Source organism: Mesorhizobium sp., from assembly GCF_004962925.1.
Taxonomy (GTDB): Bacteria; Pseudomonadota; Alphaproteobacteria; order Rhizobiales; family Rhizobiaceae; genus Mesorhizobium.
Genome location: NZ_SUEO01000151.1, coordinates 1 through 15,672, shown reverse-complemented (window position 1 = coordinate 15,672; position 15,672 = coordinate 1). Strand labels below are relative to the sequence as shown.

Genomic DNA, 15,672 nt, shown 5'->3' with positions numbered 1-15,672 from the left:
ATCAGGAAGCCATTAGGTCCGGCGCAATCCAGGCGGCTTCATCTTAACGCGCCTCTTGTCCCGGTCGCATCGGCAGCGGCGTTGGTTTTGGGCGGGATCACCCAATAGGCTTTGCAGTGCGGCTGGAGATTTTTTGACGCGCGACCGACCGTATTGAAATGCGCCGTTGGCACAAATTCAAGCTCCACGACCCTATCCACCAAACAGACAGATCGTCCAGCGCGCAGGGCCCTCGGGCGGCTGCGAGCAGGCGAGTGCGATAGCTTGGCCTGGCCATTCGGCGGGAAAACGCGCCACTTGCGCCTTTTCTGATCCGTCTCACCGTCGAAATCGGCAGATCGGCGGGCGCGTGGGCTTCTTGCGCGTGAACACAGCGTCCAACCTGTCCTCGACCAGTTTCGCACGCACACGGCGAAACTTTGGTCACGTTGGTATCAAGCGCCTCGCAGATGCGCGCATCCGTCCACCCCGCGCCGCCTTCGCCCCGGTCAGGCCTTCAACAGAATGCGCGCCTTGAGAATGGCCCTCGCCGGGCTCTTGCCCTTGGAAATCAGCGCACTCAGTTCGGCGCTCTCTTCGGAGATGAGCTCCACCAATTACCTCCTGTTTGCCATCGCTTCATCTCCCTTGCCGGATGTTTCCGACAGGATGGAATCAGTGATTACGGGGCAATGCAGTACCAATGCATGGGGGTTCCCAATCTCACGAACGACCAGGCGCCATACAGAGTTACCCACCCATGAAAGTCGGACCTCTGCCGGCCAACGCTATCGTCTGTGTCTGGCCCGTGTTTGTCGGTAACGTTCAGCCGGGCGAGGCTTGCCAGCATGTATCTTGAAGATCCATCGCATGGCTAGATGACTACAATATGGAAACAGCATTTGACGCAAGCCGCTGTTGCGGGTGAACCTCCGATAAGACGAAGATGCGAAGCGGCCGTGCATTCGGATTGCCGCCGAACCTACGGTTAGCGGGATGGCGCCCCGTCTAAACAGCAAGTCGGCAATTGAGGTGATCTGTGACCACTACATCTTCAGCAGTTCCACTGACGGGCCTTCCATTCCCTAATGCCGAGTATGAACGGCGTCAGCAGAAAGTGTTCGAGGCAATGGAACGAGCCAATCTCGACGCCCTCTTGGTAACCGCTCATGGCCACCTTCAGTACCTTAGCGGATATGACGGGCGCGGTGCATATTTCATGCCGTTCCCATTGATCCTCGTACCGGGACAAAAGCCGACCTTCGTCGTCCGGGAGTATGAATTGGGCGGCGTTCGTCCAAGCAGCTGCGTCCAGGAAATACTTACCTACAGCGACCAGGATGGCTTTGCCCCGGTGTGTGCCGATGCAATTCGCCGATTTGGTTTGAATGGGCGTAAAATTGGGCTCGAGCTCGGCTGCTGGAATCTTGCGCCAGCGGACGTTAGTGCGCTTCAGGAGCAGCTTCCCGATACCAAATTCGCTGACGCGACTCGTCTGGTAGCGGCGGTGGCAGCCGTAAAGACGGAGATGGAACTCAAAGCCATGCGCTTTGCAATCGAACTGACGGATGTGGCCGTCAGAACATTCCAGCAATCATTGCGGGAGGGCATTACGGAATCGGAAGTGGCCGAGAACATTGAGCGGGAGGTTGAGAAGGCAGGGGGTGTATTGCGGTCGAGTTCCATGACCCTGCTGTTTGGGGAGCGGACGAAACTTTCGCACGGCGGTCCGAAGCCGCATCCGATTGGTAACAATGAGCCAGCTTTCATGGAACTTGGTGGCATGAAGGACGGATACCCCTGTGGCCTGGTCCGGAGCGCTGTACTTGGCCGACATGCCGAAACTGAATATCTGCACGACCTCTCGATTGAAGTTCTGGAGGCGGTTATTTCTGCGATCAAGCCTGGCGCGACCGCCGGCGAAGTTGATGCCGCCGGGCGAGAGGTGCTCAAGCGCCATGGGCGTCCTGAGTTGCTCAATCACCGGGTCGGCTACCAAACCGGCATCAACTGGTTGGAGCGCGGCAACATCAGCCTTCAGCCTGGCGCTACGGATATACTTAAACCAAACATGACATTGCATATGCCAATCATCCTGTGCGGAGAAAGTGGTTACCTGGTTGGAACCAGCGAGCACGTCGTGGTGACAGAGCACGGCGCAGAAATCCTCAGCCGCACCCCCCACACACTGTATCGTGCATAAGGCGAACAATGAGCAACGCATCACACCTTACCTTGGACCTCAATGCGCCGTGCATGAGCACAGGGCATCTTGTTGTCGCAAAGGGCGCGGACTGCGAAGCGCTTTCGCTTCCGGTCTTCTGCCTCAACAAAGGGGAGGGACCGCGCCTCCTCATCACGGGCGGAAATCATGGCAATGAATTGGAAGGGCCAATCGTTTCACGACGGCTTGTCGAGTGGCTGCCCGAAGCGCAAACCTGCGGAAGGGTCATCATCGTCCCGGAGATCAATCCACTGGCTGTTCAGGCTTGGACCCGCAACACGCCGGTCGATGGGAAGAATCTCAATCGAGAGTTTCCTGGCCGCGCTGATGGCTCGGTAACCGAACGCATCGCGGATGCCGTCTCTCGCCTGTTGGTGCCGATGGCCGACACGGTATTTGATCTGCATAGCTTCGGACCACAGTGGGAATTTCCACCGTCGGTCGTCACGCATCCCATTGCGAACGCCGCTCTGATGGCCAAGACAGTCAAAATGGCAGAAGCATTCAAATTTCCCATGACATTAATTTGGGAACACGACGACACGCCTGGAATGTTCGATACGTTTGTTCATAATCAAGGCAAGGTCTTTATTTGCGCTGAACTCGGCGGCGGCGCCGTTGGATCTGAAGTTCTCTCGATCTACGAAGCTGGCGTACGCAACGCCCTCATCGCGCTCGGGCTCATTGAGGAAGAAGCCGAGTGTCCTACCTTCCGTCAACGAAAGTCCAGCCAGACATTTGAGACCCTCTTGTCTGACCGGCTGAAATCGCCCGCGCCGGGCATCTTCGAACCGCGTTGCTCGGTGCTTGACGAAGTGAAGCCGGGAGATCTGATCGGCGTCCTGCATCCGATGGAGTCGCTGTCGGCTGGGTCCATTGATATTCGCGCGCCTGCCGGGTCCGTCGTTTGTGCGGTAAAATCCGCGAGGTATATGGAGGTCGACGAGGCGGTGGCAATGCTTGCACGCCCGCTCGAACGCTGAGGGTGGGGTGGGCGTCGGACTGCTTCCAGCAGCCAATACAGTATAACAGAATCGAGCGAATTGAAGTGCAGATCAAAGATGTCCTCCTCGCGCCAGGCAATGGTGCATTTTTCTATGACGACCAAGCTGCTATCCGGGCTGGCGCCTCACAGGACGGCTTAATCTATGTCGGTGAACCGATAACGCCTTGCTTCACGTTCATTCGCGTTCCAGCATCTTCGCTGAGCGTCGGGCTTGTCCTTACCGACGACACCGTCGTTTGGGGCGACATGATGGGCGTTCAGTATTCTGGTGCTGGTGGACGCGATCCTTTGTTTGAAACTGCTCAAATCTCCGAAGTGACGTCGCGGGTTGTGGTGCCCCGGCTTCTTGATGTCGATGCGTCTGGTTACCTCGATGCCTGCGCGAAGGTTTTCGAGCCCTTCGAACACAAGCGGTTACCTCTCGCGATTGAGTATGGCGTCAGCCAGGCGCTCCTTCGCGCAGCGGCCCACCTTCACCGTACGACGATGGCGGAGGTCGTATGCAGTGAATTTGACCTGCCGCTGCCGACGTGCAGGGTCCCGATTTATTGCCAGAGCGGCGATGCTCGCGAAATCAACGTCGACAAAATGATCCTGAAGGCCGTGGATGTGCTCCCGCACGGGCTGATCAACTCACGGCAGAAATTCGGCGCCGACGGACTGACCTTCATGGAATTCGTGAAGTGGGTTGCGACGCGCACGCGCGAAATCGGCCGCCCGGGGTATCATCCGGTGCTGCATTTCGATGTGTATGGCTGGATCGGGCAGGAAATCGGCCTGGAGCCCCAAAGCATCGCCGACTTTATCTGCAAGGTTGCAGATACCATCCCGGATTTCACGCTCAACATCGAGTCCCCGGCGGATTTTGGTTCGACGCAAGCTCAAATTGAGAACTACGCCAAGATCGTATCGATTTTGGACGACCGGGGTTCCAGCGTCCGCATTGTCGTGGATGAGAGATGCAATACGCTTGAAGATATCCGGCTCTTTGCCGAAGCCAAGGCCACGCATCTGGTCCAAATCAAGACGCCAGACGTGGGCTCAATCGCCGATACCGCGCGCGCAGTTCTCATTTGCAAGGCAAACAAGGTAGGAGCGTATGTCGGGGGAAGCTGTACCGAGACCGATCTCTCCGCCCAGGCTTCTGTCCACGTATCGGTGGCAACCCAGGCCGACATGATGCTTGCAAAGCCCGGAATGGGAGTCGACGAGGCATTCTCAATTGTTGGGAACGAACAAAACCGGTTGCTGGCGATGTTGAACCGTCGTCGGACTCAAAACGAAAACGTTGGATGAAAAGCACGGTGTCGCATGCAGAACTCTCTTGAGGGGATCACTGTCGTAGCCGTGGAGCAGGCTGTCGCCGCGCCTTATGCATCGTCTCGTCTTGCTGACGCCGGCGCCCGCGTCATCAAGGTCGAGAGACCCGAAGGGGATTTTGCCCGAAACTACGACAAGTTGGTCCGGGGGCAGAGCGCTTACTTCGTCTGGCTCAACCGGGGCAAGGAGTCGGTCTGTCTAGACCTGAGGTTGGAGTCGGACCGCGAGGTCCTCGACGGGCTCATTGCCGCTGCTGACGTCTTCATCCAGAATCTGAAACCGGGCAGCATCGAAAGACTGGGTTTCGCGTCTGCTGATCTCCGTCGACGTTTTCCGCGGCTGATCACCTGCGACATCTCTGGTTTCGGGGACAGCGGGCCGTATTCCCATTTGAAGGCTTATGATCTCATCGTCCAGGCCGAAACAGGCCTATGCGCGATCACCGGCAACCAACAAGGGCCCGCGCGTGTAGGCGTCTCGGTTTGCGACATCTCGGCGGGCATGACAGCACATAGCGCCATTCTTCAGGCGCTCTATCACCGCGAGGTCACCGGTGAAGGCACCAGCATCCAGGTGTCACTGTTCGATGCCGTCGCCGACTGGATGAATGTTCCGGTTTTGCAAAACGACTACAGCGGCTACCACACGGTACGCGCTGGCGTGAAACACCCGTCGCTAGCGCCCTATGGCGCATATTGTTGCGCCGACGGCAAAGAGGTCATCTTTTCGGTTCAGAATGACCGTGAATGGGTGAATTTCTGCGAGAAGTTCCTGAAGAAGCCGGCGCTCACACGCGCACCTGGTTTTGCTGAGAATATGGAGCGTCTCGGTCACCGTGCGCAACTTGACGAGATCATTGAACGGCGGTTTTCCGAACTGTCCTGCCATCAAGCAATGCAGGAGCTCGAGGCGGCCGGCCTAGCATATGGTCGACTGAACGAAGTGGCGGATGTTTCAAAGCATCCACACATTCGCAGGGTGCAGGTTGGAACACCCGAAGGAACCGTTGAGACGATAGCGCCGGCGGCGATTTTCAACTCAGAGCGCCCCTGGCTGCGTCCAGTTCCGGCTCTTGGCGCGCATACCGAGGCAATCCGCGAGGAGGTTCTAGGGCTTTTGCGCGAAAGAGCCGCTTCAGCGTGAGCGCGCTTCTCGGCAAGATGGGTGCGCTCGCGATTTGCACAGAGCGTGCACACCTCAGATCATCTCAGCGCATCGGCTGCCCAGCAAGCTCACTGCCACCGCCCTCGCTAAAATCGATCGCAGAGGCGGCTCCATGATCAAGGACACCTTTACGGCCGTTGAAAGCGCGATGCCTGTACCCCGCTGGAGATCGCTGCTCTTCGTCCCCGCTCACGTTGCGCGCTTTGTGGAGACGGCCCATGAGCGGGGTGCAGATGGCGTCATTCTCGACCTGGAGGACTCCGCTCCCCAGGATCAGAAGGGCGAGGCACGGCGGCAGCTTCCTGAATCCGTGGCAAAGGTGGCCCTCAAGGGTGCATCTGTTTTGGTCCGCGTGAATCATGGTTTGCGCGCCTTGGCGGCGGATCTCGATGCAGCCGTTATCGCTGGTGTTGACGCACTGGTTCTTCCGAAGACGGATTCAGCAGAGTGGATTTTAGAGATCGCGAATGCGGTTTCAGAACTTGAACGAGAAAGAAATCTTTCGCTGGGACGCATCCGGTTCCTTGCCCAGATCGAGACCCCGGGCGCCTTGCAAAGACTCGCGGCCATTGCGTCGGCGCATCCAAGGATGGTCGCAATGGCCCTTGGTCCTGGAGACTTCAGTGCCGCTGTTAGCGGCGCCCCGGAATTCGACCTTCTGTTGACGCCGAACATTTCTGTTCTGTTTGCTGCCCGTGCGGCCGGCTTGCTCCCGCTGGGCTTCATAGGAAGCATCGGCGAGTTCTCGGACACGCATAAACTGCGTGAAGCCGCGGTGCGTGCGCGGCGGCTTGGCTTTGCCGGAGCCTTGGCGATCCATCCGACACAGGTGGCCATATTCAATGAGGCTTTCTCGCCAAGCGCACAGGAACTCGAGTGGGCCCATAAAGTCGTCGCGGCGGAAAATGATGCCGCCACACGTGGACTGTCCGCATTCTCGTTGAATGGCAAAATGATCGATCCGCCAGTGGTGCGGCGCGCCCACGAGATCCTGGCTTTCTCCAGCAATAACTGAGCCTTTAATCAGCGGCTGGACAGGCTGTTTTCGAACGAGTGCGACAGTTTTGTGGCTTGCCTGCCATCTCGTTTCGAGATAGATAGGAAACACAGGGGATCATGCCCCGGTTGGATTTGTTCATCGTGGACATCAGGCAGTTAAGATACTTTGTCGGCGTCGTTGAAGCCGGCAGTTTCACGAAGGCAGCTGCGACCCTCAACGTTGCTCAAAGCGCTCTAAGCCTGCATGTGCGTCAACTCGAGGAAGGATTCGGCACCCAGCTGCTCGTGCGCGACAGGACCGGTGTCAGCGTCACGGCGTCCGGAGACAAGCTGCTTGAGCGCGCGCGGATCATCCTGAAGGAAATTCTGCTCACCGAGGCCGAACTGACCAACTCGGTGGCTGCTCCTTCCGGAGAGGTGACCATTGGCATTCCGTCCGGAGCCGCTCGCGTCCTTAGCGGTCCCCTGCTTGAATCGGTAAGAAGCGAATTGCCGAGAATCTCGCTTAAGATGATCGAGGGCATGACGGGACCGTTGGAGGAAGTGGATGGGTTCTGGCCGCTTCAATCTGGCTGTCCTCTACCGCACTGCCGAGAGTGTGGGGCAAATGACAGTGCTGGCACGCGAAGAGTTTTGCCTGGTGGTGCCGCCCGGTGAACCGCCTTTCGAAGATTCGATACCGCTCGCCAACCTGCACGCGTTTCCGCTGGCGGTTCCCATGCGCAACAACAATGTCAGGCGTTCGGTGGCTGATGTCGTTGCCCAACACGGTTGTGTTCTGGACGTCAGATTCGAAGTCGACTCCCTTTCCACGATCATCAATATGGTCATGGAAGGGAAGGCCTATTCCATCCTACCCCGTCGGCCATTCAGAAAGAGGCGTCTCAAGGCCAAGTCCGGACGGTTAAGATCATTGATCCGGTGATCACCCGTTCCGTTGTGCTTGCCGTCAACCCGAAAGATGAGCGCTCTCCAGCCGTCTCTGCGGTCCGCAAGCTGATCCCCACGGTCGTAAAGACTTTGATCGAGGGCAAGCACTGGTCAGCCACGGTTCCGGACCGGATTTAGGGAATTCCGAGACGAATTCTCAGTGCGATCGATCTTCGCGGCTGCGTTAGCGGTGTCAATCTGGATTCGAGATGGCGTTGGGCGACATTCGATATTTGACCGCATGCGACTATCGCGATGAAAATCGCTGAGGAGCGAGGCACGGTGCACGGTTCAGATATCGGCCGTTCTCGTCCTGGCAAATTCACTCAAGCGGAGCATCCGATGTCCAACGCCACGACCTATCACCTTTTCATTAACGGCAGGTGGCGAGCCGGAAGTGGCGGAGTTACTTTGCCGGTGACGAACCCGGCTACAGAGAAGGTATTTGGCTCGGTGGCCGCGGCGTCGGCTTCGGACCTGGACGATGCCTTGGCTTCTGCAGAGGCTAGCCGCCGGGCGTGGTCCTCGCGACTGCCGAAGGATCGCGGCGAAATCCTTGTTGCGGCCGCCAGAATCCTGTCGACGAAGGTGGGAGACGCAGCAGAAGATTTGTCGACAGAGCAGGGCAAGACGATTGCCGAAGCAACAGGCGAATACGCGCGCGCAGTCGAAACCTTGGAGTGGTACGGCACGCACGCCGAAGAATTCTCGGCCCCTATTCCACATGGCCCGAACCGAATGATCGTGCCCGAGCCGCTCGGCGTGGTGGCTGCCTTCACGCCCTGGAACTATCCCGCAGTGCTTATCGCCCGCAAGCTTGCCCCAGCCTTGGCGGCAGGGTGTCCCGTGATCCTCAAAGGGGCTGAAGAGACACCAAGTGCTGCCATCCACATCGTCGAAGTCTTGCGCCAGGCAGGTATCCCGGACGGCGTGGTTAATCTTGTCTTCGGCGTGCCAGCGGAGATTTCTGAACATCTGCTCAGCTCGCCAATCGTGAAGATCTTGACTTTCACGGGCTCCACCGCCGTTGGAAAACACCTGGCCAAGCTCGCCGCGAACAATTTGCAGCGGTGTGTCCTTGAACTCGGCGGGCATTCCCCGGTCGTTGTATGCGAGGATGCGGATCTCGCAACGGCCGTTCCGGCAATTTCGGAATACAAGTTCGAGTGCGCGGGCCAAAGCTGTAATGCGCCCAGCAGAATCCTCGTCGCCCGGCCCCTCTATGAAGAGTTTCTATCCCGGATGACCGAAGTCGCCCGCAAGATCAAGATCGGCCCACCCGACGACCCGACGACGGAGATGGGGCCAATGGCAAACGCGCGGCGGATCGAGGCCATGCAGCGTCTTGTCGAGGGCGCGGTGGATCGCGGCGCCCGCATAGAAACCGGTGGCGCTCGCGTGGATCAGCCAGGCTTTTACTGGCCGCCAACCATCCTGACAGGGTACCCAAAGCTGCCAAAGTGCTTCATGACGAGCCGTTCGGGCCGATCCTGACTGTGGCCCCGTTCGACACGATCGAGGAGGCGATCGATGAAGCCAACGCCACGGAGTACGGTCTGGCCGCCTACTTGTTTACTGGCGCGGCCGATACGCAACAGAGGCTTGTGAGCGGTCTTTCTGCGGGCGCTGTTAGTGTGAATTACCTGAAAGGGGTTTCCGCTGATGCCCCTTATGGAGGAGTCAAGCAAAGCGGCTATGGATATGAAGGCGGCGAGCAGGGGGTGCGAAGCTTCCAGATTCTGAAAATGGTCAATGGCCTCGGTTCATTTGGATAAAATCCGGTGGGAAATAGAACACGGACCATCGCCGGTCGCGACATCACAAGGAGCGTCGCCGACGCCCTTCAGTACATCTCGTATTACCATCCTCCGGACTATATCCGGTACCTTTCGCTGGCATATGCGCGCGAGCAGAGCACGTCGGCGAAGAACGCCATAGGGCAGATACTGCTGAATTCGCGGATGGCGGCATTTGGGCGCCGGCCGATTTGCCAGGACACCGGTCTCGTGGTGGTGTTCGCCAAGGTCGGGATGGGAGTTCGTATCAAGTCTGCCGCCAATTTTGCAGACCTCATAAATGAAGGCGTTCGTCGGGCATATCTCGATCCCGACAATCCACTACGACCGTCGATTGTCTCAGATCCGCTCGCCGGACGATTGAACACTCGCGACAACACGCCCGCAGTCGTCCACGTCGACCTTGTGCAAGGCAACCAGATTGAGATCACCATCGCCGCAAAAGGCGGCGGGTCAGAAAACAAGGCGCGTTTCACCACCCTTAACCCCGGCGCGTCCGTTGCCGACTGGGTGGTCGATACCGTTTCGACGCTTGGCAGCGGATGGTGCCCGCCAGGGCTGATCTCGGTCGGTGTCGGTGGCAGCGCCGAAAAGGCGATGCTGCTGGCCAAGGCGGCCATGAACGAACCCATCGACATGTCGGATCTTATCGCCAAGGGGCCATCAAGCGCGGAGGAGGCGCTGCGCATTGAGCTCTATGAGCGAATTAACGGGCTGGGCATCGGTGCGCAGGGACTCGGGGGTCTAACAACCGTCGTTGATGTCAAGGTTGCAACCTATCCAACCCATGCGGCGTCCAAGCCCGTAGCACTCATCCCGCAATGCGCCGCGAATAGGCACTTGACGTTCACGTTGGACGGTAAAGGAGCAGCGCAGCTCCAACCGCCCGATCTTTCCCAATGGCCCCAGATCGATGCTGAGGACGTGCAAACAACCGGCGTCCGCCGGGTCAACTTGGATGGGCTGACGAGGGAAGAAACAGCATCGTGGCGGTGTGGGGAGACGCTTCTTCTATCCGGAAAGATGCTGACCGGCCGTGATGCCGCCCATAAGCGCATGGTCGACATGATCGACGCCGGCAAGCCGCTTCCGGTCGATCTGCGGGGACGCGTGATCTATTATGTCGGACCGTCCGCGCGGTGAGGGAGGAGGTTGTCGGCCCGGCTGGCCCGACAACCTCCAGCCGCATGGACGATTTTACGGAAAAATTGCTCGCGCAAACCGGGCTCTTCGCAATGGTCGGTAAGGCGGAGAGGGGGCCAACGGCTATTGCATCGATTGCCCGATACAAGACGCCCTATCTGATTGCAGTGGGTGGCGCTGCATACCTGATATCAAAATCAATCAAATCCGCGCGGCTCGTTGCCTTTGAAGACCTGGGCATGGAAGCCATTTATGAATTCGAGGTCCAGGACATGCCGGTGATCATGGCTGTCGATGTCGAAGGAAACTCGATTCACAATTCCGGGCCGATTGAGTGGCGCAAGCGCATGGCTGCCGATAGCATCGCGCGCAACATCGGCGTTTGATTATTCCCGTTAGGCAATCCGTTCTGCCTCGCTTATCCATAGACTCCGAAAGGGCAGTGAGAAGGCCGCGCTTTTGTTTGGGCAAGCTGGGCGAATGGGCCCATGCGTGCGCCAGCACCGCCTGCGAGGAACGCAACGCTGAGCTGGCACGTCGGCACCATGGATGCAATTGGCGCAAACCCAAAAGCAGCCTAAACGTAAAGCCATATTCAGCCCGGCAAGGCCATGAAATCGAAACTCAACACCGTACGCTTGGACGCTTGGGACCTTCGGATTCTGTCCGAGCTGCAAGCAGACGGTCGGGTATCGAAAAGCGAGCTTGCCAAGCGCGTTCATCTGTCAGCGTCGGCTTGCTCGGAGCGGCTTCGTATACTGGAAGCTGCAGGGGCTATTGAAGGCTATTACGCGCGGCTCAGTCCGGCCCTGACCGGTGGCGTGATTTTCGTGATGGTGGAGGTGGTGCTGGATCGTCACCGCCTCGAAGACCAACGACACTTTGAGACGGCAATTCAGGGCATCCCGGAAATTTTGGACTGCTGGGCTGTCGGAGGCCGGGTCGATTACCTGATGCGCGTTGCAGCTCCCTCTATGGCGGCTTATCAGGAACTCATGGAGGGATTGCTGCAGGTTGGACTCGGGATCGACCAATATTACAGCCTTGTTGTGACGAAATCCGTCAAATCCAATTCGCCGATCCCCTTGTCGGCACCAAGAGAGCGGTGAGTTTCTGGAGGCCGTGTTTTCCACGGAGATTGAGGCAAGTTCCGTGAATTCGTCGGCCGCGGGCCCGTATTGCCGTGGAACGTGAGGTATGTCCGGCGATATAATTACCCCCGTGACGAGCGGCTGACTGAGTGTTCTCCGCCGGGGCGATCAACGGGAGAGCGGCAATGAGCCTGACCAATCTGGGAACCAAGCAAATCCAGGAGAAGGATCGGAGCTTCGTCTTTCATCCGTCCACGCACTTGGCAAAACACAGCCGTGGCGAGACGCCAAACCGGATCATGGCCGGAGCAGAAGGCGTCTACATCTGGGATACTGAAGGGCGAAAGAGCCTTGACGGTTTCGGCGGGCTCTACTGCGTCAACATGGGATATGGATGCACAGAGATCGCTGACGCCATTGCCAAGCAAGCGCACGACCTGCCGTTTGCGCATGTCTATGCCAGCCAAGGCACGGAGCCTGTTGCCCGTTTGGCGGAGGCCGTGGTCGAATATTTCGGACAGAACATGCGAAGGGTGTATTTTGGCCTGTCCGGTTCCGATGCTAACGAAACCAACATCAAGCTTGTCTGGTACTACAACAACATCCTCGGTCGCACTGAAAAGAAGAAGATCATCTCGCGACACCGCGGTTATCACGGTTCCGGGCTGGTCACCGGTAGCCTGACAGGCCTTCCGTTCTTCCATCAGTTTTTTGACCTGCCTTTGAATCTGGTGCGCCATACAACCACGCCACATTACTATCGCCAGGCGCGTGAGGGCGAAACCGAAGAAGCCTTCTCCAGGCGATGCGCCGACGAACTTGAAGCCCTTATTCTTGTTGAGGGCGCAGATACGGTTGCAGCCTTTATTGGAGAACCGGCACTTGGGACCGGGGGCATCGTTCCGCCCCCAAAGGGGTACTGGACGGCCATCCAAGAGGTGCTGGATAAGTACGATATCCTTCTGATCGCCGATGAAGTCGTTTGCGGCTTCGCGCGAACCGGTGAGAAATTCGGCTCCCACCTCTATGGCATGCGCCCGGATTTCGTCACCATCGCCAAGGGCGTGAGTTCCGCCTATCTCCCCATCTCCGGGTCAATTATCGGCGACCGCGTCTGGTCGGTCCTGGAAGCAGGAACGGAGAAGCATGGACCTCTCGGCCATGGCTGGACATATTCCGGGCATACGCTTTGCGCGGCGGCCGCACTTGCCAACATCCAAGTCCTCAAGGAAAGAAAGATTCTGGAGCACGTCCAGGATGTCGGGCCGTATTGGCTTTCCCGCATGAAAGCCGAATTGGATGGACATCCTATTGTCGGCGAAGTTCGCGGCGTTGGAATTCTGTCCGGCGTGGAGCTGATGCGGGATCCCAAAGCCCGCGTACCTTTTGAGGCCGAGCTGCAGGTTGGCGTGCGGGCCGCCGCTGCTCTGCTTGAGAACGGTGTCATCGGCCGGGCCATGCCGCACAGCGATACCCTCGGCTTTGCCCCGCCACTGATCATCACCCGAAACGAAGTCGACATCATCGTCGACGCGACGGCGAAGTCAGTTGAAACGACGTACCGCGCTCTGAAGGCGGAAGGCGCCGTATAATCTTTGTGAATCCCAAGTCACTTGTTTCGCTGCTGTTGTCCGGTCCTCCCATTTGACCGCGGGCTTGGCGGCGGGCCCTGTCGGTGCACCTCCCCGCCGGCAGGGCGTATTTCTGAGATATTGAAGGTCCACTACATCCCGACAGTAAATGGATATTGAGAAGACCAGAATGCTCCATATGAAAGGCTTATAATGCCGAGCACCTGGACTTGCTGCCACCTGCGAGCAAGTTGCCGAAGACCCAAGGAAAGCGCCGACAAGGGCAGACATGCAATCTGTCTTCGAAAGATTTTTGGAACAGCTTTCGGAAGGCCTCGATGAGGTCGATTTCCACAGCGCCTTGGCCTATGTGAGCTCACAATTCGACCTGCTCGCCTTCGCCTACCTCTCGCTGCCGCCGCGGCCAGGTGACAAGCCCACGCTGATCTCCAACTATCCGGCGCCCTGGACAGCGCGCTATCTTGAGCACCAGTACCAGAGCATCGATCCCGTGATCGTGCGTGCCCGCGTCGGCGGATGTCCATTTCGATGGGGCTCTGCACTACCGGGTGTTGAGCCATCAGAATCGGAGCAGAGGGTCTTTGACGAAGCCGCGCAATTCGGCATCTGCTGTGGTTTGACGATCCCGATCGTCGATCTCCGAGGCAATTTTGCGGCGATGACCTTTGCCGCTGACAAGCGCGATCCTGCATTTTTCCGCGTCGCGGACCGCTATGACGATCTGCCATACGCTGCGACCTGTTTTCACACGTTCGTTCAACGAAAACTGTCCGCTGACCGAATCGTTGACGGTGTGCCTTTGACGGCGCGCGAGTACGAGTGCCTGCAATGGGCAGCACGTGGCAAGACGGCCTGGGAGATCGGCTGCATCCTTGGGATCACGCGGCGCACAGCCGCGTTTCATCTCGATAACGCCCGCAGGAAGCTCGGCGTAACGACCAGAAGCCAGTTGGTTGCGCGTTTCGTCAATTCGAAATCCTCGTCTCACTGACAGTCTACCTGTGCAGTTGCACAGGTAGTGCAAGCGCAAAGCTTCGCCTCCAATACCGGGGAAATTTCGCCCGCGAGGAGGCCTTTGATGATCCAGCTGATTTCACCAGACTGCTACGAGGACTTTGCCGACGACCTGCATGCCATGCATCGCCTTCGCTACCGTGTCTTCAAGGAGAGGCTCGACTGGGAGGTGAGAGGAAATGGCGGCTTCGAGATCGATTCCTTTGACTCGCTCAGACCTCACTACCTGTTGCTGCGCGGTTTCGAGGGTCGGGTAGAGGGTTGCGTGCGCCTTTTGCCCTCGACCGGCCCGACCATGCTTCGCGACACCTTTCCCATGCTGTTGGAGGGAAAGACGGCACCTGAGCACCCGAGCATATGGGAAAGCAGCCGGTTCGCGCTCGACACTGCTTCGTCCGCACCGAAGGGAGCGGGCGGTATTGCGATCGCCACGTACGAACTCTTCGCCGGGATGATCGAGTTAGGCCTCTCTCGTCAGCTCAGCCACATTGTGACGGTCACCGACTTGCGCATGGAGCGCATCCTTCGTCGCGCCGGCTGGCCGCTTGAGCGAATCGGAGAGCCGCAAACCGTTGGCGTCACCCGCGCCCTGTCAGGCTATCTCGAAGTTTCACCGCTGATGCTCCAGGTGGTGCGGAAAAACGGTGGCATTGGCGGTCCGGTTCTGTGGGCGCCGGTGCTTTGCCGGGTGGCATGAATCACGCGCGGCGGGGAGCACGGTCATGCCCATATCTGTCGCGCCAGATGCCGATCAGGACTGGCAGGATCACTGCTCCTATGACTGCACCACTCATTTGACGTCGGGTGGCTGGGCTTGGGAGTTCTTGCGTCGCAACCCGGCATTCCAGCTTGATCTGCTCGCTGCGCTCCAGCAGGCCAAGACACTGTCTCGTGGAGCCCATGTCGACGTGATCAGTTCCGCCGGCGATCTCTCGCGCTGGGGTGTTTTGTTTCGCCCAGTCTTACGCACGCGCTGCGGCCGTGTTCTGGTGCCCGCGCCAGTGCGCAAATGTATTGCCGGTCGTCGCGGAACAGCCGTCCGCGTCGCCAACCGCATTGCCGTTCAACCTGACGGCATTGTCATGTCGGACGACAGTCCTGCTGGGACCCGACGAGAGCCAGCACGTCCATCTTCGCGATGCGGAGCATAGCCTCCACCTCGCAGTTTCGGGTGCGGATATCCTGCGGCCCGTTTGCCTGCGTGCAGAGGCTATTTGGCCCCCAGCACTTTTGAAACATCGCTTGTGGGGGCTCGAGTGCCTCAATGCCCTTTGTCTCGATGGACAACTGCCCGCCCGCCTGTTTCCGCCCGAAAGACGCGGAGCCCGATTGACCTTCGTTCTTCGCGCCCTCGACGGGTCGCTCGCTGCAGCATCGCACCGAGAGATCGCTGAGGCGCTGATCGGAGAAGGGC

At 58.5% G+C, this 15,672-nt stretch carries 11 protein-coding genes and 3 pseudogenes; all 14 read left to right on the top strand.

Annotated features, from left to right (window positions below; translation table 11 throughout):
* Window positions 1–1,018 precede the first annotated feature (1,018 nt).
* Window positions 1,019–2,182: a Xaa-Pro peptidase family protein gene (locus E5W87_RS24900; RefSeq protein WP_292403608.1), complete on the top strand. Its 1,164-nt coding sequence runs from the start codon at window positions 1,019–1,021 to the stop codon at window positions 2,180–2,182.
* An 8-nt stretch (window positions 2,183–2,190) separates the two neighbouring features.
* A complete protein-coding gene (locus E5W87_RS24895) occupies window positions 2,191–3,186 on the top strand; it encodes a succinylglutamate desuccinylase/aspartoacylase family protein (RefSeq protein ID WP_292403605.1) in 996 nt (331 codons plus the stop codon).
* Window positions 3,187–3,251: 65 nt separating this feature from the next.
* Window positions 3,252–4,505, top strand: coding sequence for a methylaspartate ammonia-lyase (locus E5W87_RS24890; protein ID WP_292403601.1), 1,254 nt, complete (start codon window positions 3,252–3,254; stop codon window positions 4,503–4,505).
* Window positions 4,506–4,520: 15 nt separating this feature from the next.
* On the top strand, window positions 4,521–5,672 hold the full coding sequence (locus tag E5W87_RS24885) for a CaiB/BaiF CoA-transferase family protein (RefSeq protein ID WP_292403598.1): 1,152 nt from the start codon (window positions 4,521–4,523) through the stop codon (window positions 5,670–5,672).
* A gap of 133 nt (window positions 5,673–5,805) precedes the next feature.
* Entirely contained in the window at window positions 5,806–6,708 is a 903-nt protein-coding gene (locus E5W87_RS24880) for a CoA ester lyase (protein ID WP_292403595.1), read from the top strand.
* Between the two features lie 125 nt (window positions 6,709–6,833).
* Window positions 6,834–7,760: pseudogene (locus tag E5W87_RS24875) on the top strand (LysR family transcriptional regulator).
* A gap of 204 nt (window positions 7,761–7,964) precedes the next feature.
* Window positions 7,965–9,397, top strand: a pseudogene (locus tag E5W87_RS24870) (NAD-dependent succinate-semialdehyde dehydrogenase).
* Window positions 9,398–9,403: 6 nt separating this feature from the next.
* Window positions 9,404–10,947: pseudogene (locus E5W87_RS24860) on the top strand (fumarate hydratase).
* 225 nt (window positions 10,948–11,172) lie between these two features.
* Entirely contained in the window at window positions 11,173–11,670 is a 498-nt protein-coding gene (locus E5W87_RS24855) for an Lrp/AsnC family transcriptional regulator (protein WP_292403583.1), read from the top strand.
* A gap of 167 nt (window positions 11,671–11,837) precedes the next feature.
* On the top strand, window positions 11,838–13,244 hold the full coding sequence (locus tag E5W87_RS24850) for an aminotransferase (RefSeq protein ID WP_292403580.1): 1,407 nt from the start codon (window positions 11,838–11,840) through the stop codon (window positions 13,242–13,244).
* A gap of 292 nt (window positions 13,245–13,536) precedes the next feature.
* Window positions 13,537–14,235, top strand: coding sequence for a LuxR family transcriptional regulator (locus tag E5W87_RS24845; protein ID WP_367118872.1), 699 nt, complete (start codon window positions 13,537–13,539; stop codon window positions 14,233–14,235).
* Window positions 14,236–14,322: 87 nt separating this feature from the next.
* Window positions 14,323–14,955, top strand: a complete 633-nt coding sequence (locus tag E5W87_RS24840) for an acyl-homoserine-lactone synthase (protein ID WP_292403574.1) — start codon at window positions 14,323–14,325, stop codon at window positions 14,953–14,955.
* 25 nt (window positions 14,956–14,980) lie between these two features.
* Complete coding sequence (locus E5W87_RS36155) at window positions 14,981–15,409, top strand: DUF6499 domain-containing protein (protein ID WP_367118871.1); 429 nt, start codon at window positions 14,981–14,983, stop codon at window positions 15,407–15,409.
* On the top strand, window positions 15,315–15,672 hold a 358-nt coding region (locus tag E5W87_RS24835; RefSeq protein WP_367118870.1), incomplete at its 3' end, for a DUF2285 domain-containing protein. The genes E5W87_RS36155 and E5W87_RS24835, both read left to right, overlap by 95 nt.